17 protein-coding genes and 2 pseudogenes are annotated in these 23463 nt (G+C 57.5%); 7 read left to right on the top strand and 12 right to left on the bottom strand.

Annotation, left to right across the window (positions count from 1 at the left end; all coding sequences use genetic code 11):
- Positions 1 to 171: 171 nt before the first annotated feature.
- The gene (locus QMK54_RS15380; protein WP_103393470.1) at positions 172 to 660 is read right to left on the bottom strand and encodes an Lrp/AsnC family transcriptional regulator; all 489 of its coding nucleotides are present in this window, start codon (positions 658 to 660) and stop codon (positions 172 to 174) included.
- A 131-nt stretch (positions 661 to 791) separates the two neighbouring features.
- Here QMK54_RS15380 and QMK54_RS15375 point away from each other — a divergent pair, with 131 nt between their 5' ends.
- Complete coding sequence (locus QMK54_RS15375) at positions 792 to 2252, top strand: transporter (protein ID WP_320402859.1); 1461 nt, start codon at positions 792 to 794, stop codon at positions 2250 to 2252.
- 3 nt (positions 2253 to 2255) lie between these two features.
- On the opposite strand, the pseudogene QMK54_RS15370 reads toward QMK54_RS15375, so the two are convergent.
- Positions 2256 to 2645: pseudogene (locus QMK54_RS15370) on the bottom strand (MarR family winged helix-turn-helix transcriptional regulator); the annotation flags it as partial.
- 150 nt (positions 2646 to 2795) lie between these two features.
- Positions 2796 to 3440 (bottom strand): hypothetical protein, encoded by a 645-nt coding sequence (locus tag QMK54_RS15365; protein ID WP_110660913.1) that lies wholly within the window; start codon positions 3438 to 3440, stop codon positions 2796 to 2798.
- A gap of 721 nt (positions 3441 to 4161) precedes the next feature.
- Here QMK54_RS15365 and QMK54_RS15360 point away from each other — a divergent pair.
- Positions 4162 to 5559 carry a DUF2252 domain-containing protein gene (locus QMK54_RS15360; RefSeq protein ID WP_320402858.1) on the top strand — a complete coding sequence of 466 codons (1398 nt, stop codon included), beginning with the start codon at positions 4162 to 4164 and terminating at the stop codon, positions 5557 to 5559.
- A 91-nt stretch (positions 5560 to 5650) separates the two neighbouring features.
- On the opposite strand, the gene QMK54_RS15355 is transcribed toward QMK54_RS15360, so the two are convergent.
- On the bottom strand, positions 5651 to 6346 hold the full coding sequence (locus QMK54_RS15355; protein WP_320402857.1) for a tRNA (adenine(22)-N(1))-methyltransferase: 696 nt from the start codon (positions 6344 to 6346) through the stop codon (positions 5651 to 5653).
- 111 nt (positions 6347 to 6457) lie between these two features.
- Positions 6458 to 7414, bottom strand: a complete 957-nt coding sequence (locus QMK54_RS15350) for a threonine dehydratase (RefSeq protein WP_320402856.1) — start codon at positions 7412 to 7414, stop codon at positions 6458 to 6460.
- Between the two features lie 97 nt (positions 7415 to 7511).
- Here QMK54_RS15350 and QMK54_RS15345 point away from each other — a divergent pair, with 97 nt between their 5' ends.
- Entirely contained in the window at positions 7512 to 8330 is an 819-nt protein-coding gene (locus QMK54_RS15345; protein WP_320402913.1) for an AraC family transcriptional regulator, read from the top strand.
- A gap of 24 nt (positions 8331 to 8354) precedes the next feature.
- On the opposite strand, the gene QMK54_RS15340 is transcribed toward QMK54_RS15345, so the two are convergent.
- Positions 8355 to 14192: a DUF3320 domain-containing protein gene (locus QMK54_RS15340; protein WP_320402855.1), complete on the bottom strand. Its 5838-nt coding sequence runs from the start codon at positions 14190 to 14192 to the stop codon at positions 8355 to 8357.
- Positions 14193 to 14575: 383 nt separating this feature from the next.
- Here QMK54_RS15340 and QMK54_RS15335 point away from each other — a divergent pair, with 383 nt between their 5' ends.
- The 3 genes from QMK54_RS15335 (at position 14576) to QMK54_RS15325 (ending at position 17007) form a co-directional block, all read left to right on the top strand.
- The gene (locus QMK54_RS15335) at positions 14576 to 15784 is read left to right on the top strand and encodes a patatin-like phospholipase family protein (RefSeq protein WP_320402854.1); all 1209 of its coding nucleotides are present in this window, start codon (positions 14576 to 14578) and stop codon (positions 15782 to 15784) included.
- 220 nt (positions 15785 to 16004) lie between these two features.
- Positions 16005 to 16295: a hypothetical protein gene (locus QMK54_RS15330; protein ID WP_320402853.1), complete on the top strand. Its 291-nt coding sequence runs from the start codon at positions 16005 to 16007 to the stop codon at positions 16293 to 16295.
- A gap of 151 nt (positions 16296 to 16446) precedes the next feature.
- Positions 16447 to 17007, top strand: a complete 561-nt coding sequence (locus QMK54_RS15325) for a magnesium transporter (protein WP_110659543.1) — start codon at positions 16447 to 16449, stop codon at positions 17005 to 17007.
- Positions 17008 to 17039: 32 nt separating this feature from the next.
- On the opposite strand, the gene QMK54_RS15320 is transcribed toward QMK54_RS15325, so the two are convergent.
- The 5 genes from QMK54_RS15320 to QMK54_RS15300 are packed head-to-tail and all read right to left on the bottom strand — an operon-like array spanning position 17040 to position 22061.
- Positions 17040 to 17357: a cytochrome C oxidase subunit IV family protein gene (locus QMK54_RS15320; protein WP_110659542.1), complete on the bottom strand. Its 318-nt coding sequence runs from the start codon at positions 17355 to 17357 to the stop codon at positions 17040 to 17042.
- A gap of 13 nt (positions 17358 to 17370) precedes the next feature.
- Positions 17371 to 18084, bottom strand: coding sequence for a heme-copper oxidase subunit III family protein (locus QMK54_RS15315; protein WP_110659541.1), 714 nt, complete (start codon positions 18082 to 18084; stop codon positions 17371 to 17373).
- A 6-nt stretch (positions 18085 to 18090) separates the two neighbouring features.
- Positions 18091 to 18783 carry a cytochrome c oxidase subunit 3 gene (locus QMK54_RS15310; RefSeq protein WP_320402852.1) on the bottom strand — a complete coding sequence of 231 codons (693 nt, stop codon included), beginning with the start codon at positions 18781 to 18783 and terminating at the stop codon, positions 18091 to 18093.
- The gene (ctaD, locus tag QMK54_RS15305) at positions 18780 to 20555 is read right to left on the bottom strand and encodes a cytochrome c oxidase subunit I (protein ID WP_223588658.1); all 1776 of its coding nucleotides are present in this window, start codon (positions 20553 to 20555) and stop codon (positions 18780 to 18782) included. The genes QMK54_RS15310 and ctaD overlap by 4 nt, the downstream gene beginning before the upstream one ends.
- Before the next feature lie 42 nt (positions 20556 to 20597).
- Positions 20598 to 22061 (bottom strand): cytochrome c oxidase subunit II, encoded by a 1464-nt coding sequence (locus QMK54_RS15300; RefSeq protein WP_223588509.1) that lies wholly within the window; start codon positions 22059 to 22061, stop codon positions 20598 to 20600.
- 305 nt (positions 22062 to 22366) lie between these two features.
- Between QMK54_RS15300 and QMK54_RS15295 the strand changes: the two genes are divergently transcribed.
- The gene (locus QMK54_RS15295) at positions 22367 to 22705 is read left to right on the top strand and encodes a hypothetical protein (protein WP_110659548.1); all 339 of its coding nucleotides are present in this window, start codon (positions 22367 to 22369) and stop codon (positions 22703 to 22705) included.
- 175 nt (positions 22706 to 22880) lie between these two features.
- On the opposite strand, the pseudogene QMK54_RS15290 reads toward QMK54_RS15295, so the two are convergent.
- Positions 22881 to 23300 (bottom strand): annotated as a pseudogene (locus QMK54_RS15290) (tetratricopeptide repeat protein); the annotation flags it as partial.
- Positions 23301 to 23463 lie beyond the last annotated feature (163 nt).

Here is a 23463-nt window from a genome sequence, read left to right as displayed (position 1 = left end):
GCGTGGCCTCAGACAAAGGTCAAGTCCTGCCGGACAACCGCCCCGCGACAGCAGCGGTGGCAGAGCAGTCACCAATCCCGGGGTCAGAATCCAGCCGCCACCCCGTGCCCGCATCCGGAGTATTGCGGCCTGGCTCAGGGTCAATGGCACTCGCAAGGATTGAACCAGCGGTTAGCCTGGCGTGCTCGGCACCGCAAGCCCGACTTTCACCCGGTCCAGCGCCACAATGGTCTTGAACCAGGTCACGTTGGCATTTTCGGCGAACAAGCGCCGCGCCAAGGCCTGGTATTCCTGCATGCTGGCAACGGTCAGCACCAGGACGAAATCCACTTCGCCGGTAACGTAGTAGCACTGCTGAACTTCAGGCACCGCGAAGTGTGCCTTCATCGCTTCCAGTTCCGCGAGACTGGTGCGCTCGGTCATCACTTCGACAATGATCGTGATCGGGCGCCCTACGGCGGTGGGGTCGACGATCGCGATGTTGCCCGTGATGACGCCCTTCTCTTCCATCCGTTTGATGCGACGCTGGACCGCGGCCGTGGAGAGATTGACCTGTTCGGCTATCAGGCGTAGCGCCATGGTGTTGTCGCGCTGGACCAGTTCCAGGATTGCGCGATCGAATTTATCCAGTGATTCAGATGCAGCGTCGTGTTTTGCCATGATCGCCCCGCGAGAAATTTTCTCGAAAACTAGCAGAAAACCGCGACCCTTTATCCAGACGTGAGAAATATTATCTTGCCCAGAGCCTGCATTCGCAGCCTGGAAGGGAACTCACACAGGATATTTTTCCCATGGTCGCACTGTTCCATCTCTCCCCTGTCCTGTTGGTGACGGCCATGCTCGTCGTACTGCGCCGGCCGCCCGTTCACGCCGCCATCGCCGGTTCGCTGCTGGTCGTGGTGCTTTGGCTCGCCGGCGCTGCCGACGCCTGGCACTTGGGCAGCATGGTGGCTGCCGCAAAAGATACCGCCGTACTGTTCGCCAGTACCGCGTTCGTGATCGTGCCGGGCCTGGCTTTCGTGATTTATATCGAGCGCCTGGGCATCAACCTGGCGGTCAGCCAATGGGTGCGTTCACTGGGATTGCGACGTGGCGATCAGGTGGCATTCATCGTCCTCGGGTTGGCACCGTTGCTGGAAGCCATGACCGGCTTCGGTGTGTCGTTGATCGCCACAGTGCCGCTGCTGCTCAGCCTGTTCGAGCGCAAGGTGGCACTGCGCATGGCGCTGGCCGGCATGGCGATCATGCCGTGGGGAACGCTGGGGTTGGCATCGGTCATCGGCGCCTCACTGGCTCACCTGGACGTCACCGCGCTGGCTTCGATCTCGGCACTCACCAGCGCACCGGTGTTCCTGGCCCTCAGTGCGATGTCGCTATTTCTGGCCGGCGTCCGTGAGCCACGGCAATGGACGGCGCTGGGCGCTTTCTGGCTGTTGTTTGTGGGGGTGCTCTACGGTGCCAGTCGCTGGCTGGGGCCGGAAGTTGCCGGTGTTGCCGCGGGCCTGGTGACGGCAGCCGCTGTACTCTGCGCCGGGCTGTGGCGCCTGCACCGCAGCGACGGTGAACGCAGTGCGGTGCAGTGGCCACGTCAGGCATGGCCGTATCTGGCGCTGATTGTCTGCATTGTCGCGCTGAAGACGCTGTGGACGCTCACCGCCTGGCAGGATCTCTGGGTCGTACAGGGCGCCCAGGTCTCCTGGAAACCACTGGCCTCCCCCGGGCTGGCACTGCTTCTGCTGTTGGTCTGGCTGGGGGTGCACACGCGCGACAGTCAACGCCGGGCCGCGTCAGATGTCAGCGTGCCTGCCGCGTTGGCAGCGCGCGCGAAGCGGCCGCTGTTGACCATTTTCTTCTTTCTCGCGATGTCGCAGATGATGGTGAAGGCCGGCTTCCTGGCGGGTTTGATGCAGCTGCTCGCGGGTCTTTCGCCCGCCGCCGCGACATCGCTGGTGGCGCTGCTCGGCGCGCTGTCAGGCTACATGACCGGGTCGAACGTGGGCGGCAACGCGATTTTCATGCCGGCTATCGCCATGTTGCCCGAACCCTCTCGCCTGTTGCTGGCAGCGGTACAGAACAGCGCGGCAGGCCACGCTGCACTGGGATCGCTGTCGATTGTCATGCTGATCCTGGGACTGGCTAAAACCCAGGCTACGGAAGAAAGCGAGCTGGTGAGGTTTGGCTTCGCGCTGGCCTGTCTCAACACCGCGTTGGTTGCATTGGGCGCAGCGTTGCTGAGCGGATGGCTTGGATAGCGCTTACTCGCGGTCTTTCGTCGTGCGGATGAGATTACCGCGTAACTTCACAATGGCCTTCTGCATTTGCACGAAGTCGTCGGGATCAAGACCGGTCTGCGGGAAACCGTCTTCACGGAGGCCTTCTCGCAGTTTTCGCCCCTCGTTGGTCAGATTGATCCGCACCTGGCGTTCGTCTTCCGGATCGCGCTGGCGCAGCAAATAACCCATCGCCTCGAGCTTCTTCAGGATTGGCGTGAGGGTATTGGATTCCAGAAACAGCTTTTCGCCGAGGCTGCCCACGGTCTGGTTGTCTTCCTCCCACAGCGCCACCAGGGTGATGTATTGCGTATAGGTCAGGCCGAGCCGTTCGAGCATCGGCTTGTAGGCCTTGCCGAAGGCCAGGTTGCTGGTGAGTCTTGCGATTCGCGAGCCTTCGTCACCGTACCAGGGGCTGAACGGACAACAATCGGCCGCAAAAACAATAACCCCCTCGCATGGAGGGGGTCTGATGTTTCAAAGGTGCAAACGGCTTGAACCGTCTTTACCTGGACTAACGTCCGCTCATCGTGCAGGAATTCCCGCGAACAACCAGGTTTCCTCGGCAGGCTCTGCCGCGCTGCGGCCGCGGGCCCACTGGGTCAGCGCCAACATCATTGCAAAGCCGAGTACGATCAATACCGGATAGGCCATCAGCAACTCGGTCAGCGAGTACTTCCAGGCCAGTGGTCGACCGACACCGAGCATGGCGGCATACAACCAGGACACGCCGGACAGTGCGCCAGAGAACAGGGCAAACATGCGTACATTGACGTGGAGATCAAGCAACGATCCGGCCTTCAGCATTGCCGGCAATACATAACGGTGCAACAGCATGCCGTTGAATGTCAGCAACAAGACAATAATGACTTTGGCTTGAAGTTTAGGGTTGGCAAAATAGGTCATGCCTTTATCAAGGTAATCAATGCCTATAATCGCAGCACCGGAGATCCACAAGAACAGCAACGCATTGGAAACAGACTTCTGCAGGCTGGCCATATGATCATTATCGTGCCCGGACGACACACGGCCCTTCAATAGATCCTTGACCATTGCAACATCGCTGGCAAACACCAGACCAATAGCTACGCAACAAGCCAACAGGTGTACGTATACAACTCCTAAACGCATAAACTCCATGGATTCTTTCTGGCCAAGCAGGCCGATCATTGTATTAATATCCACGATTACATCTCCACTTATTGCGGCAGTGTGAATTGACCATGCCCCAGGCACGCGAAATAATTAATCACGCCTGCACAATCAAACTCACATTGATTAAAGCAACTAGAATTAAAGCAACTAGAATAGTTGGGTATTAGCCGTACAGGAGAGAGCGACTCGACCAGCGAGTCAGTGATGACAACATACTATCACTCCAGGTCTCAGGTAAAAAAAATCCCCATGAGCATTCCATTCAATGCAGATGAGGTATTCGTCCAATTTTTTTCTTAGTTACTAGGGAGTACAGTGCGAAGCTCCAGGGATCCGCCTGCTGGTAGATCAGAGCCCAGCATATCCCGATCGTTCATTTTTCGAACAAAAACCTCGACAGACGGTACTCCATCCAAGCCCTCGCAAGCCCGGTTTCATTGGCTGAAACTGCCGTCCCATGCGGCTGAAACGTTTCATTTTTCAGGCCAAAAAAAAATTCGATTTTTGCACGGAACTCACTCCGTCTGACCCTGCAAACAGCGAACTTTGCCCCCTCGCCGTCACGCCCATTCAATGCTGGCAATACAGCATCCCGGAACGGAACTGCTACGCTTGAACAACGGCTTCGACTCTTTCCGAAACACCCGTGCAGGCGTGCCCTGAAGGCTGATGGAACAGTCGCATTACCAGATCCTGCGCCCGAGGGAGTCAGCCTTCGTTGAGCAAAGGAGTGGACATGCCCCCCCGCAAAAGCAAGTCTGTCGACGACGACACCGGTGACGAGTCGGTTTTTCTCTCGCGCAAGGAGCGCCTGTTCGCCGGTGAACAACTACGCGAACGCCTGCCCCATGCGGCTCACTGCGAATGGAAACCGCCAGGCAAACACCGCGACCCTATCGAACTGCTCGAAGAATCCAACCGTTATCGACTGTCCAACCTGGTACCGCTGCGCTACGGGCGCATGCTGCGCAGCCCTTTTACTTTTCTGCGCGGTTCCGCGGGGTTGATGGCGCATGACCTGGCCACTACCCCGACCACTGGCATCGAGGTGCAGGCCTGCGGCGATTGCCACCTGATGAACTTCGGGTTGTTCGCGACACCCGAGCGCAATCTGATTTTCGACATCAACGATTTCGACGAAACACTCCCTGCCCCGTGGGAGTGGGACGTCAAACGCCTGGCAATCAGTTTTGTCGTGGCCGCACGTGATAACCGGCTCAGCGACAAAGAGGCGCGGGGCATTGCCGTCAAATGCGTGTGTGCTTACCGCGAAGGCTTGCGCAAATTTTCGAAAATGGTCCCGCTGGATGTCTGGTATGACCGCCTGGATGCCCAAGCGATCATCGACATGGCGCCCAATGCGCAAATCAGGAAGATACGCGAACAACTGGTAGCAAAGGCCAGGATGCGTCTGGGGGATTACCTCTACCCCAAGATCAGCAGCGAAGTCGGCGGGAGACGGCGCCTGATCGATCAACCACCCGTGCTTTTTCATGTGTATGAAAAAGGCTTCAAGCAACGAGTTCGTGTCGCATTGCAGGATTATCGTTTGTCGCTGTCCCATGAACGACGCGTGCTCTTCGATCGGTACCGCCTCGAAGACGTTGCGGTCAAAGCGGTCGGCATCGGGAGCGTGGGCACCTACTGTTTTGTCGGCCTGTTTTTTTCTGCGGAAAACCACCCCTTGCTCCTGCAATTCAAGGAAGCCTGCCCCTCGGTATTGGCACCTTATGCAGGCAACAGCGAATACGAGAACCAGGGGCAGCGTGTGGTCACCGGGCAGCGGCTGATGCAGTCTTCCAGCGACATTTTCCTGGGCTGGACACGCGGACAGAATGGCCGGCACTTCTTCGTACGCCAATTGCGCGACATGAAAATGTCAGCCCCCATCGAAGGCATTTCCGCCGCTCGGATGAAGATATACGCCGAGTGGTGCGGGCATACCCTGGCCCGTGCCCATGCCAAATCCGGGGATGCCGCGCTCATCAGTGGCTACCTGGGTAAACTGGACTCCTTCGACCAGGCCATCGGCAAATTTTCCATCGCCTATGCCAATCAAAATGCGAAAGACCATGCCGCACTGCTGGCGGCAGAAAAGTCAGGGCGGATCAACGCACTCCGGGAAGAAGAGTGATGCGCCCGATCCATCACTTTGATGTGTCACGCTGGACTCTGCCACGCCCATCCTGAATCGAGGGTCTTGAGGAGCAGTGCCCTACTCTTCCTCAAGCCAACAACTGGTTGATCCACTGCACCTCACGCGCGAGGTCCTGCACCTTTTCCTCGGGCACGGCCTGCTGCGCCCGGGCAAAGTGGCTCAGGGTCTTCTGCTTCTGGCGCAGCTTGCGCTGCCACTTGAGCAGGAACGCCGGACTGCGGGCCTGCATCTGCAACGGGCCGAAGTACAGCTCCTGGGCGGTGTAGGTCACCGGACCGGCGCGCTCGGCGACGATGATTTCGTAGTCGAATCGATTTTCCCGCAGCACGTCCTCGCAGAGGATGCGATAGCCATTTTCCATCAGCCATTGGCGCAGTGGCTGCTCGCCGCCGTTGGGTTGCAGGATCAAGCGCTCCTGGCCGCTCAGGTAGGCCTTGCCACTGTCGAGGATGTCGCGGATGGTTTCGCCGCCCATGCCGCAGATGCTGACTGCCGTGATCCCGTCGCCCGGCTCGATGGCCGCCAGGCCATTGGCCAGGCGCACGGTGATCTGCGGCTCCAGGCCGTTCTCGCGCACGGTGCGGTTGGCCGCGTGGAACGGCGTCAACGCTACCTCGCCGGCCACCGCCGCCGCGATGGCGCCACGGCGCAGCAACGCCACCGGCAGGTAGCCGTGATCCGAGCCGATATCAGCCAGGCGCGCGCCGGCGGGCACATGTGCCGCCACGCGTTCCAGGCGCATGGACAATGTCTGTTCGTTCAACTGCGGCCCCTTTTCACCACGAGCGTCCGGCGCCTTTGGCCGGATCGGGGCGCGATTGTGTCGGGCAACGCCGTGCATTTCAAATTTATGCGACCACGGCCATAGCCCCCTTCACGAAATCACCCGCGCATACACCGATCTGTCGACGTTGGCGCCGGACAGGATCACACCCACCCTCCTCCCCGACATTGCTTCACGCTCCGCAATGAGCGCCGCCAGCGCCGCCGCACCGGCCCCTTCAGCCAGGTTGTGGGTGTCGGTGTAATACACGCGCATGGCTTCGGCAATCTGCGCATCACTGACCGCGACAATCCGCGCCGCACCTTGCGCGTAGACGGCAAAGGCTTCAGGCACCGGCTTGCGTACGGCCAGACCGTCGGCAAAGGTGGTTGCCGAGGCGGTTTCGCACAGGGCCCCGGAGTCAAACGATAGCTGTGCGGCCGCCGCCTCTGTGGAAACCACGCCCACCACCCGGGTTTTCAGGCCCAGCGCATCGCGGGCGGCGATCACCCCGCAAATGCCCGATCCACAGCCAATCGGTACATACACGGTGTCCAGGTCCGGCGCTGCGTTGAACAGCTCCAGCGCATAGGTGGCGACGCCCTTGACCAGCTCAGTGTGAAATGGCGGCACCAGGAACAGGTCATGCACCAGCGCAAGGCGTGCGGCCTCTTCACGGGCATCATCGAAATCGCGGCCATACTCGACCACTTCCGCGCCAAAGCCGCGCATGGCGTTGTTCTTTTCCAGCGAGTTACCTTCCGGCACAACGATCAAGGCCCGCAACCCCAGTGCGCCCGCCGCCAGCGCCAGGCTCTGGCCATGGTTGCCGCGGGTAGCGCTGACGATGCCCTTCGCCCCCGGGTGCTCGCGTTTGAGCCAGTGCATGAAGGTGATACCGCCACGCACTTTGAATGCACCGGTAGGCGTGTGATTTTCATGCTTGACCCACACCGTGCAGCCCAATCGCTGAGCCAGCAAGGGCCAAGGGTACTGGGCGGTGGCCGGCATGACCTGGTAAACGTGGCGTGCAGCCTGTTCGATATCGTCGCGAGTCAGTCTGTGCATGAGTCATGCTTCCTGGGATTTTGCCCAGTCTGCACACGGGTGCAGTACGCAGGCTTTCAAAAAACCGACCTGACTTTTGTGCCCTCTCTTCACTACTATGGCGTTCATGAGCCATCGAAACCGCCTGCCACCACTTCTGTCCGAACCGGTCCGCCGCATCGAGGCCGGCCCCTGGGCGATCGAATTGCTCCCCGGCTGCGCCTACTCGACCCGATATGTAGCGACCCAGGCGGGAATTGGCTTTGCCTTCGACAGCCAGCGAGGCCGGCACGCGATCGGCAGCGACCGGGTGCAACCGTTCGATGCCATGCCCAACGGCCTGGCGTTCGTCCCGGTCGGGTGTGACGTGTTGTCCGAATCACCCAGGGGCGGTGAATACCTGCGGGTGATGCGCACTGACGGTACCGCATTGTTGGGGGATCGCGCTTTCAACAATCGCATCGATCAGCCAGCCACAGCCCTCGCATGGCGAATACGCGCCGCGCTGTTGCAGGCCTCGGTGGAGGACGATTGGGAGGCCTGGGCACTGGCATTGTCCGAACGGGTGACGGGGAGCGAAGCCGAGTCTACGGCACCCCATGGCTCGATAACCGGCAACCGCATGCGCTTGCTCGATGAGTTCATTGATGCCGGCCTCGATGGCCCGTTGAGTGTATCGGCGATGGCGGGCCTGCTTGGATTGTCCGAAGGCTATTTCATGCGGGCCTTCAAAAACGCCACCGGCAAAAGCCCCCATGCTTACCTGATCGACCGACGACTCGCCAGGGCCCGGGCCCTGATGCACGACTCGACGGCCACGCTGACGCAGATCGCCTACGCCTGCGGGTTCAACTCCCAGGCGCACATGACGACCACCTTCAAGCAACGCCTTGGCGTGAGTCCGGCGCAGTTGCGTCAATATTCAAGGTCCGGTTAGCGCCGGGCTCCCTGTGATCCGATCCTATGCGTTGAGGATTCGCTCAATGCGCTCACGCGCCGCCCCAGTGAGTCGTCTGACGCCTAATAACCTGGCGACCTCCAAGGCTGGGTCCCCCGCATCGATAATGCTCGCGGCGGTACGCAATTCCTCCGCCGCAATCTCCTCGATTGATCGCGAGTCATTGGCCGATGCCGGAACACGGTATGTCGCCCATTCCATCACATCACCCTCGGCGTGCCAGACGAATACCTCCTCAAATCCCGCCTGCTGAACGTGATGGTGCTGTTCGGCCAGTTCCAGCACCCTGTCTCGAATAAGGCGCCCTGATCGCTGGAAACCGTGCGCGCGAGCGATACGCTGGACCAAAAGTGCGTCGAGAATTGGGGCTTCCTGGCGCAGCACCTCTTCAATGATCTGACGGAGCACCGGGTTGTAATCAGGCAAATGAAATTGCTCGGGCTGGATCATGTGCGCAAGAGAAGAAAGATCGGCGACACGATATTCACCTCTCTGCCCCAGATTAATAGGCTGATCACTGTGAGCGCGAGCTATGCGAACGTCTGCAATCTCCACCGGCAATTTACTCACGGAGCTAACGGGCACTGCTGGCAACTCATCACTGATGCTGGAGTCGGTTGAGAAATCGATAACGATAGGAGCGACCGGTGGTTCCTCGGATACTTGACTACCGACTGCCTCGACTCGGGATTGCGCCAGAAGGTCGTTCAGAGCCAAGTGCAGCTTCTGCAACGCGCCTTCCTTGTTTACCCACCATTCCGTGGACCACAGTCGCACCAGATTCCATCCCAAGCCGCTGAGAATCGCGCCTCTGACTTTATCCCGATCCCGAGCAGTGGCGGCACTGTGGTAAGTAGCGCCGTCACATTCGACGCCAGCCAAGTAGTCGCCTGGACGGTCAGGGTGAACAATGCCCAGGTCAATGCGGAAACGCGACACTCCAATTTGTGGGACTACCTGCCAGCCGAGACGGCGTAGCCCTTGGGCAACAGCTTCTTCGAACGGCGAATCGTATCCTCCAACCGAGCCATGTACCGCCTCTGCCAAGGCTCCAGGCCCTCGCTGCGCAAACTCTATGAAGTGCTTCAGATCCCGGACCGCGCGAGCATTGGTCCGGTTAAGGTCGATCATTGATGGATCGAAGGATGAGAACACCAACATCTCTCGTCGGGACCTGGTGATGGCGACGTTCAGCCTGCGCCATCCACCGTCCTTGTTGAGGGGGCCGAAATTCATCGACATGACCTGGGCACCCGGCTCGGTGGGGCCATACCCTATCCCGAGCATGATCAGGTCTCGCTCATCGCCTTGGACCGTCTCCAGGTTTTTGACGACAACCGGTTCTGTCTGGGTGTCCTGGAAGAACGGCTCGATCTGTGGGTATTGCTTACGGGCAGCGTCCAACAGGTCGTTGATCAGCTTTTGCTGATCAGAGTTGAGCGTGATGATCCCGATTGAATGACCCGCAGCGATGAACGCAGGATCGGTCAGACGTTTGACTGTCTCGCTGACGATGGCTTCTGCTTCAACCTGGTTGTAACGCCCTTTCCCTTTTGCATACACGCCTTCAACCCTGCGCCACTCAACAGCACTTGCCCGGGTTTCAGCAGCCGGGAAGGTAATCAGGTTACTGTCGTAATAACGATGGTTGGAGAACGCAATCAGGCTTTCATGGCGACTGCGGTAGTGCCAGCTCAAACTGTGGCTCGGCACCCCGGCTCCCAAGCATTCGTCCAGGATGCTCTCCATGTCTTCTGCTGTGTCGTCATCGCCTGCATTCGGGCCACGGCTGAAGAAGTTCGTAGGCGGCATCTGACGAGGGTCACCGGCGATAACTACCTGCTTGCCACGCGCTATCGAACCGATCGCGTCCCATGGAGCAATCTGCGAAGCTTCATCGAAGATGACCAGATCGAATGGGGGCTGGTCGGCAGGCAAGAACTGCGCAATCGACAGTGGGCTCATGAGCATGCACGGTGCGAGGCGATTCAGCGCGTCCCCCATCTCAATAGCCAACTGTCGGACGGGTTTGTGCCTGCGGGACTTCTGCAATTCATGCTTGAGAATGGCGAAGCCGCTGCTCTTGGGGATGTCATTCTTGGAAGGGATCAGGCCACATAGTTTGGCCCGGATATAACGCACCGTCAGTTTCGCGAGTTCGTCGTCCAAACGAACGAAAGTCCCGATGTCACTCATGTGCTCGGCAGCCACGAAGTTTCTCAAAACCGGTTCGCTGTCGATGCCCTGTGTCGCAAACCAATGAGCATAGGCAGTGACAAAGGTATGCTCGGTTGCCGATGGTGAAAGGCTGCCTGTTTCCAATGCTTGAGCCAGACTGGTCAAACCGGCCTCGCCAGCCTGCTCGCGCACACGACACCAGTCACACCAATCTTTTAGCTGCGATTCTTGCTGCTGTATGGAAAGAGAAGTGGCCCGCAGGGCAGCAACGCTCGGATGCGTCTCTGTGCTCGTTGCAGCCAAACCAGCAAACAACCTGGCGGCCTCCTCGTAGCGTGACAAGCTCTGTTGCAACGCTGATAACGCTGCACTGATTTGCCCGCCCGACGCCAACATTTCATTGGCATCGATGACCAGGCGCGCAACTGCGCCGCGCAATGAAACCAAATGGTCGGGTGATTCAGCCAAACCACTCAGCAGCCCGCGCAGACTTTCAGCCAGTGTGATGGCTCGTAGTGTACGGGAAGTGTCGCTGGTCAGACCTTGCCAGCCAGGGATCGACTGCATGTCACTTGCCAAAGCGTCCAGTTCCACTAGCTGAGAATGCAGGCGCTCGAAAACGGCGAGGTCACCAAGCGTGTCCGGCAAGCCCGCCGCGCCACCCAAAACGGCGAGTTTCTTGGCGACCTTTTTCTTGGCGAAAGTAGCCAGGAACCAGAACTTACCCTCAGCCTCTCGCCATTCATTGTTAATTACTTCGAATGGAATGCGACGGCAGGCTTCGTCGGCATAATTTAGCGACAGGCTTTCTTCCAGCTCGCGATAGCTCTCGATCAGCTGGCAAGCACGTCGGGCTGCGTCGATTCGTGTGACCGCATCGGGAGCGAATGCGAACGAAAGGTTCAGGCCATGGGATTCCAGGATCAGAGTAGCCAGTTCATTTAACTGCTGGACCTGGATTACTTCGGCCGTCGACAACGGCAGGTGCGTAAGCTTAAGCAGCCTTTCACTCGAATCATTCAAGGCGTCAAGAGCCTGCGGCAACTCACGTGAGGTGCTGGCGATCTCTGCCTGCCAGGCATTTGACCATTGGGTCTGCGCCAGAGCGCCAAACTTTCCTGACAGGTCGCGCGCAGCAACACCGTTAAGTCCGAGCCGACGCGAGAGGTCAAGTAACTGGCCGTACTCGGCGGCATCGTGCTGCGTGCTTGGAGGCCAAGCCAGTCTCGGCGTCTGAGGACCATGATCACGCACGACGCGACCAATCGCTTGATGCAGGGAAAGACCGTTGCTCCAGCGTCGATGCAAGACCTCGACCAACTGATTAAGTCGCGACCGCAGCGTTTGCAATCGAGCGGCCTCACGCTCCCAATCCTCGGCGCTCAATGCGTCACTCACATCCCATGCGCGATCCAACTGCTTGAGTACTTCAACTTTGGACGCTTTGCTTGAGTGCAGCTCCAGGCAAAACTCGCCCAGCCCCTTCTCTGCCAAGCGACGATAAACCACGTCAAGGGCGGCCCGTTTCTCTGCCACGAACAAAACGCGACGGCCTAGCGCAAGGTTATGCGCAATCATGTTGGCAATGGTCTGCGACTTACCGGTTCCCGGAGGCCCATCCATTACAAAGCTATGAGTGCTGGCCGAAGCCACCACGGCAGACAACTGCGAAGAGTCAGCTGGCAATGGAGCAAAAAGCTGAGCAGGCGTTACTGATGAGTCCAGGCGATCCGGCCGAGGAAACTCGTCTGAGCCAGAGAAGCCCTCACCGGCTTCTTTAGGCTCCAACAAATGTTTGACCAATGGACTTTGCAGTAGCTGCGCCCCGTTGGCATTCAGGTCCTTCCACATCAAGTATTTGGCAAATGAGAAGGTACCCAAAACCAGTTCGGTGCTCACCTCAAATCCGGGCACATCGCGTACCGCTCGCCGCACCATGTTCCAGATGCCGGTCACATCGATGCCGCTTTCATCACTCGGCAGTTCGCCGTCGAGCCCGGGTATCACCAACTCAAAATCATGGCGCAGCAATTCAAGTAGAGTCAGGTTGAAACGAGGTTCCTCGTCGAGTAGCGTCAGCGTTACACCAGACAACGCACTTTTGCGCTCAAGTTTTACCGGCAGCAAAATCAGTGGTGCGGAGTAGGTTTTCGGGTCTTCTGCGCTTTTCTTCCATTTAAGAAAGCCGATTGCCAGGAACAGCGTGTTTGCCCCGCCCTCCTCCAGATCACTGCGCGCCTTTCGGAACAGCTCAATCAGGGTTGCTTCAAGCTTGATCTTCTCCAGGCTGGCGAGCACTTCACCCCGTGCGAGTGCTTGACGGGCGACTTCGTCCAACAGGCTTACATTATTCTGCTGCTCGTACACGGCCACATCACGGCCACTGCTATTGAGCTCAGGTACCGGCACCACTCGAATGCGCTGGCCACTCGAAAGAAGGTCTTCGAGAGCGGCAGGATCCGGGCAGAGAAGACGTACGCCTTTAGCGCTGTCTGGCAAATGCAGTAGACGATTGCGCGTAGTCAGATCGAGGAGCTTGCGTTGCCACAGCGTTAATTTGCCGGCTGGGCCTTCGTTACCCTCGTTAATTTCGACATCGAACCCTGGCAGTGCCGGGGCTTCCTCCAACCCCTCGACAGCTGGCGGAGCATCGTCGGTCACATCGGGTGCATTAACGGCTGACACGAGCGCCATTGGGCGGATCTTCTGCATCCGGGCACGGTGCAAATCGATGGCCATGATGAACTGCTCATCATCGAGTTGCCGCTGCGCAGCTGCGACCGCTTGGCTAAAATTCGGAGCCGGCGATTGGGTCGCCAAGGTGGTCTCGAAAACCACCATTTCCTTCAGATCCAAGCGTTTGCGAACTGCCGATGCTTCGTCAGTCAACAGCTGGGAAAACTCTTGAGGCTGCAACCAAACGCCTGCAAATGCGTGCCCCTTCGTCATGATAAGCAGGGCATTCAATCCAGCCTGCTCCAAAGCCGCGGCGAACAGCAATGCCGTGTCCAGACAAGTTGCCACGCCGTTTTCCAGAATGACGCTTGGCGGCCTGATCTTCTGGCCCTGTTGCTCAAAACTGGCTGGCGGCAATGCATAGCTCAACTGAAAGCTGCACACCCCGGACCAAATGGCGGAGGCAAGCTCCCATGTGCGTGTGCGTGACTTGCTTTCGTAGCCATCAATGCCGTCTTTCTTTCCTGCACGCCGCAAGACTTGAGAAGCAGCTTTGAGCACTCGGTCTACCGCTGGATCATTGGGCATGCAGAAGGCCGCCAGCAACTCCGGCATGGCGCTCAAACCACCCCATTCAGTGCGAGCGAGCAGCTCAGTGGGAAAGCGCTGCTCGACAAGCAGGTTCTCGCCTTGGGACAAGCGCATGACCACATCGGCGCTCAGGCTTTCACTCAGCCCGGACAGATAGCCAGCGTTAAGTTTGATGTCGCGTTCAGAGATGCCAAGGCGATCACCTGCATGAATACGGTCAATATGCCAAGTCCGGCTTTCAACGAAATCCGGGTCGGTGCTTAAAGTCAGTATCAGATTTTCAAGATTTGTTTCTTCCTGGTTCCAAATGCTCAATTCTCGTACAAGCGGAATGGCGTTCTGGTGGGAAGCGAAGCCGATCTTGCGAGCGATCAGCGCTTCAATCTTGATGTTCATCCACGGGCTCCTGAAGCTACCAGTGCTTGCCTCATGAAGAGGCAGCTAAAAAAGCCCCTATAGTCCATGACTAATCGCTGGTTGGGAATGTGTTTATCTAAAAAATCCAGTCGTATTGGCGGCGAAGCCGGCCACTCTTACGCCTGAGGAGCAGCGACAGGTTTCTATCGGCCAGGAGTAGCCGGTCATGCAACCCAGGTTCTTCTCAGTGATGTTGCCCTGTGTCCGCTTTGGGTTGAGTCCACAGTCGAAAGCTGACGCTTGGTAGGTGCGTATAAGGCTGTATGTCACTACGCTCAAGAACATCATCTACCAAGTTCATCTGCCATGATCAAAAGCTCTCAGCGATAGCCAGGCTCGCCGGCAGGGCCGGAGGAGGCGATTTGAAACCATTTCCGCTCAGACCTGGCGCCTCTCTGGACATGTTTCTGCAAGCGTGCCTGCCACGCCGGGACGCTGTTCCGCCAACCTTGACGGAAAAAGCCGTCATCCCGGGCATCCCTAATGCTCGCTACCGGTTGGACCACGACCGGACGCCTTTCATCGTCGATGCGATTCAGTCCAACAAGCGTGAGAGCCAGGTGCTCGCCGAGGCTGGAAAGCCGAACAATATCCTGCCGCTGGCACACATGCTGGCGGTTTCCGGCGGTGGCGATGCAGGCGCATTCGCAGCGGGACTGATTGCTGGATGGACCACGCATGGGACCCGCCCGATGTTCAAGGTCGTCACGGGCATTAGCGCGGGTGCCCTGGTCGCCCCGTTCGCTTACCTGGGGTCCGAGTACGACGGCGTGATTCGTCATGTCTCCAACGGGATCGGTCCAAAAGACATTTTTCATTCGCGAAACGTGCTGACCCGCTTTGCGAGCGACGGTATTGCGGACAGCAAGCCACTGTCGCGGCTCATCGCAAAATACGTCACTGCGCAGCTTCTTGCGGCGATCGCGTCGGAATACGCCAAAGGACGAATACTGCTGATCGGCACAACTGACCTTGATTCAGGGCGGCCAGTCACTTGGAACATGGGCGCTATTGCCTCTAGCCAAACACCCGGAGCGCTCGACTTGTTTCGCAATATCATGCTTGCGTCAATGAGCATTCCAGGTGCTGTTTCACCCGTCATGATCGATGTGGAGGTTGAAGGCAAACAGTTTCACGAAATGCACGTGGACGGAGGGGTAATTACTCAAGTGTTTCTTTACCCACCTAGCACCTTGATGGCGCTGAACAAATCCACCGATGCCCCTCTACGACTCGAACGTCACTTCTACGTCATTCGCAATGGCACACTGGACCCTCAGTGGTCCGGGACAAAGCGCCGTACATTGAGCATCGGCGGTCGAGCCATCAGTACATTGATTCAAACCCAGGGGGTCAGCGACCTGGATCGAATCTACCGTATGGCGCAGCAGGATGGAGCGGATTTCAATCTTGCCTACATTGGCTCCGACTTTGACTTTGCGCACGATCGTAAATTCGATGGCGAGTATATGAAGCGTTTGTTCGATTACGCCTTCCAACTCAGCGCAAAGGGCTATCCGTGGCATAAATCGCTGCCCTCGCAAAACACTGACCCGCGAATCACCCGCTGAATGATTGAGTCAATCTGGCGCATCGATCGGTTGAGTCCACAGCCTCAAGCCACCCTCCATGACAGACACAGTCGGTCAACGGTGGCCGGTGGTCGTTGCATGTCGATTGTCGCTGGCGTTTGGCTAAGCTTATTGAATCAGGGCGTACTGAAATCAGGGTGATTGCAGCCATCAACAGATCTGCATTGGCATCAAGACGGTACTCCCAAAGGAGACGACCATGTATGCAGTGATAAGAACCTACCTGGGTACTGGAGCCAAGCAGCTATTCGCGCTTATGGAAGAGCGCAAAGTCGACATCGACGCTACCTTGCGGACAGTCCCCGGGCTCGTAAGCTACACACTGCTCAATACCGGTGATGGTGGTACTTCTATCACCGTCTGCACGGACAAGGCCGGCAGTGATGCGAGCCTGAAAGTTGCGCGTGAGTGGGTTCAGAAAAACACCTCGCATATCCACGCGAACCCGCCAGTCGTAACGGAAGGTCCGGTCATTGTGCAGATCAACTAGCGACCGGTCCGCAGGGTGGCGAGTGCTATACTTTTTTTCAGATTGCATGAAATCTGCAATGTTTCCCACGGTACAGATACTGACTGCAAATTTCGGTTAACGGCTGCCGGACAGAGGAGGTCTACAGCAAACACGAGTCGGGAGGTGTGGCATGAATCGGCACTATTACATCAGTGACAATCTCAACGATCTTGAAACCGTTGAATATGAACTGGAAGCCAGTGGCATCAATTCCGAACAGATTCATGTGCTCAGTGAAAAAGTTGCTGATGTCGAACAACATCACCTCCACGAGGTTAACTCGTTAATGGAACAGGATGCTGTTCACTCTGGTGAGATTGGAGCAGTGATCGGTTTGCCACTCGCCGCGCTGGTACTGGGTGGCGCTTATTGGATGGGCTGGACCGAATCCGCCGCAGGCTGGATGCCCTTTATCTTCCTTTCCATTGTCATTTTGGGCTTCTGCATCTGGGAAGGCGGCTTTTTTGGATTCCAGGTGACAAACACTCACTTCCGCAATTTCAAGCAGGTGGTAACCGAGGGCAAACATATCTTCTTCGTCGATGTTGAGCCGAACCAGGAATCGCTACTGGATCAGGTAATCAGACAACATCCAAAGCTGACGATCGCTGGCACTGGCGCGGCAGCCCCCCACTGGACAGTGGCCTGGCAGCACAAATGGCATCAGTTCAAGCGAGTGATATCGGGATAGCGCCTGACGTCTCAAGGCCATCCGAAAACTGCTTACTGGCCAAAGGAAATGACCCGGCTGAGGAAGACATAGTCTGCTTCGGTGGCCATTAGTCCGACGAGTACCAGCAAACATAACGGTGGCACCAATATGGCGTAGACCATGGCCAACCGCTCCCATGCCATGTGCATGAAGATGGAGACAATCAAGCCTGCCTTCAACAACATGAAAGTGATGATCAGGGACCACCGAAGGTAGCCATGGAAGTGGAAATAGTCGACAAGGTACGACAGCGTGCTGAGGACGAATAACAGCCCCCAGATCTTGAGGTACAAACTGATTGGATGCTGTTGTCCCTGAACATGTGCCATCACCTGTGCTCCTCTACCATAAATAGAAGAATGCAAAAATAAACACCCACACCAAATCCACGAAGTGCCAGTAAAGCCCGGCTATCTCGACGTTCTGGTAGTTTCCGGAGCGCTCATAATCTCCGCGAAAAACCTTCAACGCCACAATGCTGAGGTAGATGGCGCCGATTGACACATGCAGCCCGTGAAAGCCGGTAATCATGAAGAAGCTGGCACCGAATTGCGCCGCCCCCATGGGGTTTCCCCACGGACGCACCCCTTCCGCGATGAGCTTGCTCCATTCGAAAGCCTGCATGCTGACGAAAGTCACGCCCAAGGCAGCGGTCGCCAGCATCAGGGCAGTGGTTTTTTTACGATCGCGGCGATAGGCAAAGTTAACGGCCATGGCCATGGTGCCGCTGCTGCTGATCAGCACAAAGGTCATGATGGCGATCAGGATAAGCGGGATTTCCCTGCCTCCAATGGTCAATGCAAACACTTCACTCGGGTTCGGCCAGGCCGTAGTGATGGTCATGCGTACCGACATGTAGCCGGTCAGGAAGCAGGTGAATATAAACGTATCGCTGAGCAGGAATATCCACATCATCGCCTTGCCCCAGGGCACCTGCTTGAAGGCCTCTTTGTCCGAGGACCAGTCGCTGGCGATGCCCTCCCATCCCGGTGCAGGCGGCGAGCCTGGTGGATTGGATGAACTGGAATCGACTGGGGCTTGCGGGTGCGATGCCATGGTTTTTCACCTCAGGCCGCAGAATCTGGCGATGGCTTCATAGGTTTGCGGCGTGCTGGCCAGCAGAGCGAAAAGCACCAGCCAGAGACCCAGCAAGTAATGCCAATAGATGGCACAGAGCTCTACGCTGGCGCTCAGTTGCGCCAGTGGTACATGACGCAGGAATTTAGCGACGATCCAGCACCAGGCAATCAGCCCGCCCAGCAGGTGGAGCCCATGCAGGCCGGTCAACAGGAAGAAGAAGCTGTTGGCCGGATTGCTGGCGACAAAGTAGCCCCAGGCGACAAACTGCTGCCAGACCCAGAGTTGCCCCGCCAGAAAGGCAATGGCAAAGACGCCCCCCAATGCAAAACCGACCACAGTGGCGCCCGGCCGAGCCTGTCGGGCGGCCATACGCGACCCTTGCAGTGCGATGCAACCGAGTATCAGAAAAGCCGAATTCAGCCATAGCGGCCAGAGATTGGCCAGCGGTGCCAAAGGCTCTGTCAGGGGTTGCCAGTCGGCCATTTGTGAACGGGCAACAAAGGCAATCAGGAAGAGGAAAAACAACGAACTGACCACCACCAGAAACAAGCGCAGGCCTACTTTTGCGGTTTGCTTCCTATTGGCACTCTCGGCGGCCTGGATACCCTCAGGGTCATGACTCCAGCTGCCACCGGGGTCATCGCTGCCGGCGCTCTTCAATAGCAGTCTGTTCATGTCTTGACGTCCGCTATTTTAGTCCCGGCACTGAGTTGTCGCATTTGCTCCAGTTCCTCGGCAGAGACCGTTTGAGGAACGAAGTCCTGGTCTATCCCCGGCACACTGTAGTCATAGGCCCAGCGATGCACGACCGGCAACTTCGCTCCCCAGTTACCGTGTTTCGGCGGGGTGTGCGGTGTTTGCCATTCCAGGCTGGCGGCGCCCCAGGGATTACTGCCCGCGGGCTTGCCTTTGAATGTACTCCACGCCAGGTTGAACACGAACAGCAATTGGGAAACGCCGACGGTCAAGGCGACTACCGTAATGAAGGCATTCAACTCTTGCGCCGACTGCGGGATGAATGCGTAGTTTTCATAGGCGTAGTAGCGACGTGGCATGCCCTGGAAACCCAGGTAGTGCATGGGGAAGAAGATGGCGTAGGTGCCCAGGAAGGTAATCCAGAAATGCAGCTTGCCCAGGGTATCGTTGGTCATGCGCCCGGTTACTTTCGGAAACCAGTGATAAATGCCGCCGAACACCACCAGTACCGGGGCGACCCCCATGACCATATGGAAGTGGGCCACGACGAAATAGGTGTCCGAGAGCGGTATGTCCACGATCACATTGCCGAGAAACAAACCGGTCAGGCCACCGACCAGGAAGGTGACAATAAAGGCCAGGGCAAACAGCATCGGCACGGTCAGATGGATGTCGCCGCGCCACAGGGTCAGTACCCAGTTATAGACTTTCAGCGCAGTGGGCACCGCAATGATCAAGGTGCTGACGGCGAAAAAAAAGCCGAAGTACGGGTTCATTCCGCTGACATACATGTGGTGCGCCCACACCACAAAACTGAGTACCCCGATCGCAATAATGGCCCACACCATCATGCGGTAGCCGAAGATATTCTTGCGCGCATGCGTGCTGATCAGGTCGGAGACCAGGCCAAATGCAGGGAGCGCAACGATGTAGACTTCCGGGTGGCCGAAGAACCAGAACAGGTGCTGGAACAATATCGGGCTGCCACCCTGGTGATCGAGTTGCTGCCCCAGCGAGACCATCGCCGGCATGAAGAAGCTGGTGCCCAACAGCTTGTCAAACAGCATCATGACCGCGCTGACGAACAACGCCGGGAAAGCCAGCAAGGCCATGATCGAGGCCATGAAGATTCCCCATACCGAGAGCGGCATGCGAAACAGGGTCATGCCGTGCGTGCGCGCCTGCAACACCGTGGTGACGTAGTTCAACCCGCCCATGGTGGCGGCGACAATAAAGATCGCCAGTGAGACGAGCATCAGGACAATGCCCCACTCGACTCCCGGTGTCCCCCGAGCTATGGACTGTGGCGGATAAAGCGTCCAGCCGGCACCTGTGGGACCGCCCGGGACGAAAAAACTGCTGAGCAACACCAGTACCGCCAGCAGGTAAAACCAGTAACTGAGCATGTTGACATAGGGGAAGACCATGTCGCGGGCGCCCACCATCAGTGGGATCAGATAGTTGCCGAAGCCCCCCAGAAACAAGGCCGTCAGCAAGTAGATGACCATGATCATGCCGTGCATGGTCATCGCCTGATAGTAAGTATTGGCATCCATGAACGCCAAACTGCCGGGGAAGCCTATCTGCATGCGCATCAAATCGGACAACACCAGGGCGATGAGCCCCACGAACAGAGCCGTCAAGGAGTATTGAACGGCTATGACCTTGTGGTCCTGACTCCAGATGTATTTGGTCAGGAAGCTTTTAGGCTCGTGCAGTGCTTCTGTTTCGGCTTGCTCCGCATAGGCCATCACGTCATCTCCTGTCGAAGTTTCAGTGTCTTCCTGGCTGCTTTACGGGGACTTCCCTGGCTCCGCCTTGCTCGCATCAGCGTCAGCGTTCGCTTTGGATTTGATAAAAGCGATCAGTGCATTCAGCTCCTCGTCACTCGGAGCAAAGGCCGGCATGACGGCCGCATAACCCTTGACGATCTTGGCACTGGGATGAAGAACCGAGTCTTTCAAATAGGCCTCATCGACCTTGACGCGGGTATCGTCGGCAAGGGTTTCGGTCTTGCCGTACAGGCCCTGCCAGCTGGGGCCGACGCCCTTGTTGCCATCGACACTGTGGCAGGCCAGGCAACCAAGCGACCCGGCCAGTCGCTGCCCCTGCGTCACCAGGTCTTCCGACGGTTCACCTGTAGCAGCATCTTGCCCCGCAGCACCCAGTGATTTGATCAGGGTGATGACTGCACCCAGTTCATCGTCATTGAGAGTATAGGCCACCATGACCGGCGGATAACCCTGTACCAGTCGGGCCTGCGGATCGAGAATCGACTCCTTCAGGTAGGCCTCGTCGACCTGCACACTGGTGCCATCGGCAAGCTGTTCAGTACGACCGTACAGCCCCTTCCATCCCGGACCGAGGCTGGCACTGCCATCCTGGCTATGGCAGGCCTTGCAGCCGTGCTGTTCGACCAACTGCCGGCCTTTTTCCAGCACGCTGTCTCGACCGGGTTTAGCCGCTGTCGCCAATGTCTGCGCAAAAGTCGGTTGGCCTTTTAGCCATTGATCGAAGGCGCCCTGCTCTTCCACGATCATATGGCCGCGCATGTTGTAATGACCTACGCCACAAAACTCAGCACAGAGGACTTCATAGTTTCCGGTTTTAGTTGGCGTAAACCAAAAGTACGACACCATCCCCGGCACCATATCCATCTTGCTGCGAATTTGCGGAACATAAAAATCGTGCAGGACATCTTTGGAGCGCAGCAAAACTTTCACCGGCCGATCGAGCGGAAGGCGAACTTCGTTATTCATTACAAGCACATCGTCCTGCCCTGCAGGGTCCTTGGGATCAAGACCGAGGGGATTGGCTGAATCGACAAACCTGACGTCCGATTTGCCCAGCTTTGCGTCTTGCCCGGCAAAACGATAGGCCCACTGCCACTGCTGGCCGACCACTTCAAGTTCGTAGGCATTTTTCGGCACGCTGATGAAGTCGTTATAGACAACCAGGCCTGGCGCCAACATCGCGGCAATGCCTACCGAAGTAACGATAATCAACCATGATTCCAGCTTTTTGTTTTCCGGCTGGTAGGCTGCCCTGGCACCTTCCTTGTGACGATACCGAATCAGCGCTACCGCCATGAACCCGATGATGGCAATGAAAAATATTCCGCTGATGATCAGGGTGATGAACAGGGTGGTGTCTATGGATCCCCAGTTGGAAGCTGCCGCTGTCGCATGCCAGGGTGCCAGTATGTGGAATAGCACTGATGCAATAACGATTAGTATCAGGACAATTGCTATTGCCATTTGCTCTTCATCCTATTCCTGTTGTTCATTGGTTATGCAAAAGCATCGCCGCTGACGTCCAAGCAGGGCAGGCAAATACCACCCGTCCGGGCGATAAAGTCAGTAAGAAGTATAGAGCCATCGGCTTGTAGCGTGAGGCTGGCAAGGGAGTTCCGGTTGCCAGCTATACTTGATTTCTGACGACGGACGGCTGAGTTCGGCCTGAAAGAACGAACCCTGCCCTTGTTCAGTCGTCAAACGTAGGTGATGACATTGAGCAGGGACGATCGCTATACAGTCCAGCAATCCACATGGGAGGTTTCGTCATGAGTGCCCTGACGATCGAAGGCTGGTGCAAAACCAGCGGTGCCCAAAAGTCCACCCCGATGGGGGAAGTCCATTTCTACGTCGACGGGCCTCTGCATGCCCGCCTGGAAGAAGCCGAAGAGCGCCTGCAAAAGACCCACGAGCCAGAAGCCATGGTCGATGTCGATATGGACTCGATGGATTTGATCATGCCCGAGGGATATGCCCCCTTGTCCGACTGCCAGATGCGAGTCTATCTGCAACACACGCGCGGACAGTTCCATCTGGTCGGGCACCGAGCGAGTGACGGCAGCCTGATCTACACCAACGCCGTGTTGATCGATCAGTTGCTTGAGTAGCGGCGAGATTCGCTGCATCGATCTTTGTGCGCGGTGTTGTGGCGAAAACTCACTGGTCCTTGAATCGGAATCCGGTGTGTTTTTGGCCGGTTGAATTTACAGACAGAACCGCACGCCCGGAGTATCAATCGTGCACCAGACGGACTCCGGTCGGAGCCCGTTATCAGTCATCCCGCCCCTTTTGTACCGCAACCAGGCCCGCTTTGGCTTCAGGTGGAGTATTCGAAGCCTGGGCGTGCCGCGCCGCCTGGATCAATTGGAAGTTGCGGTTGCGTAACTCGACGTTGCGACCCACCCGCATGTTCGAGCGCGCCGCCAACGTTTCAGCCTGCTGGTACTGCCCCTGCTGAAGACGCAACACACCAAGGTAATGCAGCGTCGCGGGATTGTTCGGCTGAATATGCAGGGCACGCTCCAGCGTGGCAGCGGCCTGGTCTAACTGGCCATTCGCATACTGCCGCGAGGCGGTTTCGATCAGAGTGGTTGATGCGCTGTTACTTTGCGCGGGAGCTCTTCGCTCGGCGGCAATAGAACATGGCGACGCGAAGACGCAGTACGCCAGGAGGAGACCCGGTAGAAAATTCTTGGTTGGCATCAGGGGACGGACTCGACTGATCTCGGACGGCACTGCTCGGCATCTGCGATACAGGGCCCTGTTGACCTGGCCAGCACCTCGAAGTTCCCGCGATAAAGGCCGCCCTCGTTGGCTATTTAAGCAGCGGCTCTCTAGAACTTTTCCTTATTTATCGGTCTATGTG

This window comes from Pseudomonas sp. P5_109 (genome assembly GCF_034009455.1).
Lineage (GTDB): Bacteria > Pseudomonadota > Gammaproteobacteria > Pseudomonadales > Pseudomonadaceae > Aquipseudomonas.
Note: the sequence above shows the minus strand (reverse complement) of the source record. Positions and strands in the feature narration are given on the sequence as shown.

Bases quoted from the DNA above. Each gene is read 5' to 3' on its own strand.
- ctaD (WP_223588658.1), bottom strand. From the start codon at position 20,555: ATGGCCTATGCGGAGCAAGCCGAAACAGAAGCACTGCACGAGCCTAAA.
- QMK54_RS15320 (WP_110659542.1), bottom strand. From the start codon at position 17,357: ATGGCACATGTTCAGGGACAACAGCATCCAATCAGTTTGTACCTCAAG.
- QMK54_RS15315 (WP_110659541.1), bottom strand. From the start codon at position 18,084: ATGGCATCGCACCCGCAAGCCCCAGTCGATTCCAGTTCATCCAATCCA.
- QMK54_RS15325 (WP_110659543.1), top strand. From the start codon at position 16,447: ATGAATCGGCACTATTACATCAGTGACAATCTCAACGATCTTGAAACC.
- QMK54_RS15300 (WP_223588509.1), bottom strand. From the start codon at position 22,061: ATGGCAATAGCAATTGTCCTGATACTAATCGTTATTGCATCAGTGCTA.
- QMK54_RS15380 (WP_103393470.1), bottom strand. From the start codon at position 660: ATGGCAAAACACGACGCTGCATCTGAATCACTGGATAAATTCGATCGC.
- QMK54_RS15360 (WP_320402858.1), top strand. From the start codon at position 4,162: ATGCCCCCCCGCAAAAGCAAGTCTGTCGACGACGACACCGGTGACGAG.
- QMK54_RS15310 (WP_320402852.1), bottom strand. From the start codon at position 18,783: ATGAACAGACTGCTATTGAAGAGCGCCGGCAGCGATGACCCCGGTGGC.
- QMK54_RS15330 (WP_320402853.1), top strand. From the start codon at position 16,005: ATGTATGCAGTGATAAGAACCTACCTGGGTACTGGAGCCAAGCAGCTA.
- QMK54_RS15345 (WP_320402913.1), top strand. From the start codon at position 7,512: ATGGCGTTCATGAGCCATCGAAACCGCCTGCCACCACTTCTGTCCGAA.
- QMK54_RS15365 (WP_110660913.1), bottom strand. From the start codon at position 3,440: ATGATCGGCCTGCTTGGCCAGAAAGAATCCATGGAGTTTATGCGTTTA.
- QMK54_RS15350 (WP_320402856.1), bottom strand. From the start codon at position 7,414: ATGCACAGACTGACTCGCGACGATATCGAACAGGCTGCACGCCACGTT.
- QMK54_RS15295 (WP_110659548.1), top strand. From the start codon at position 22,367: ATGAGTGCCCTGACGATCGAAGGCTGGTGCAAAACCAGCGGTGCCCAA.
- QMK54_RS15340 (WP_320402855.1), bottom strand. From the start codon at position 14,192: ATGAACATCAAGATTGAAGCGCTGATCGCTCGCAAGATCGGCTTCGCT.
- QMK54_RS15375 (WP_320402859.1), top strand. From the start codon at position 792: ATGGTCGCACTGTTCCATCTCTCCCCTGTCCTGTTGGTGACGGCCATG.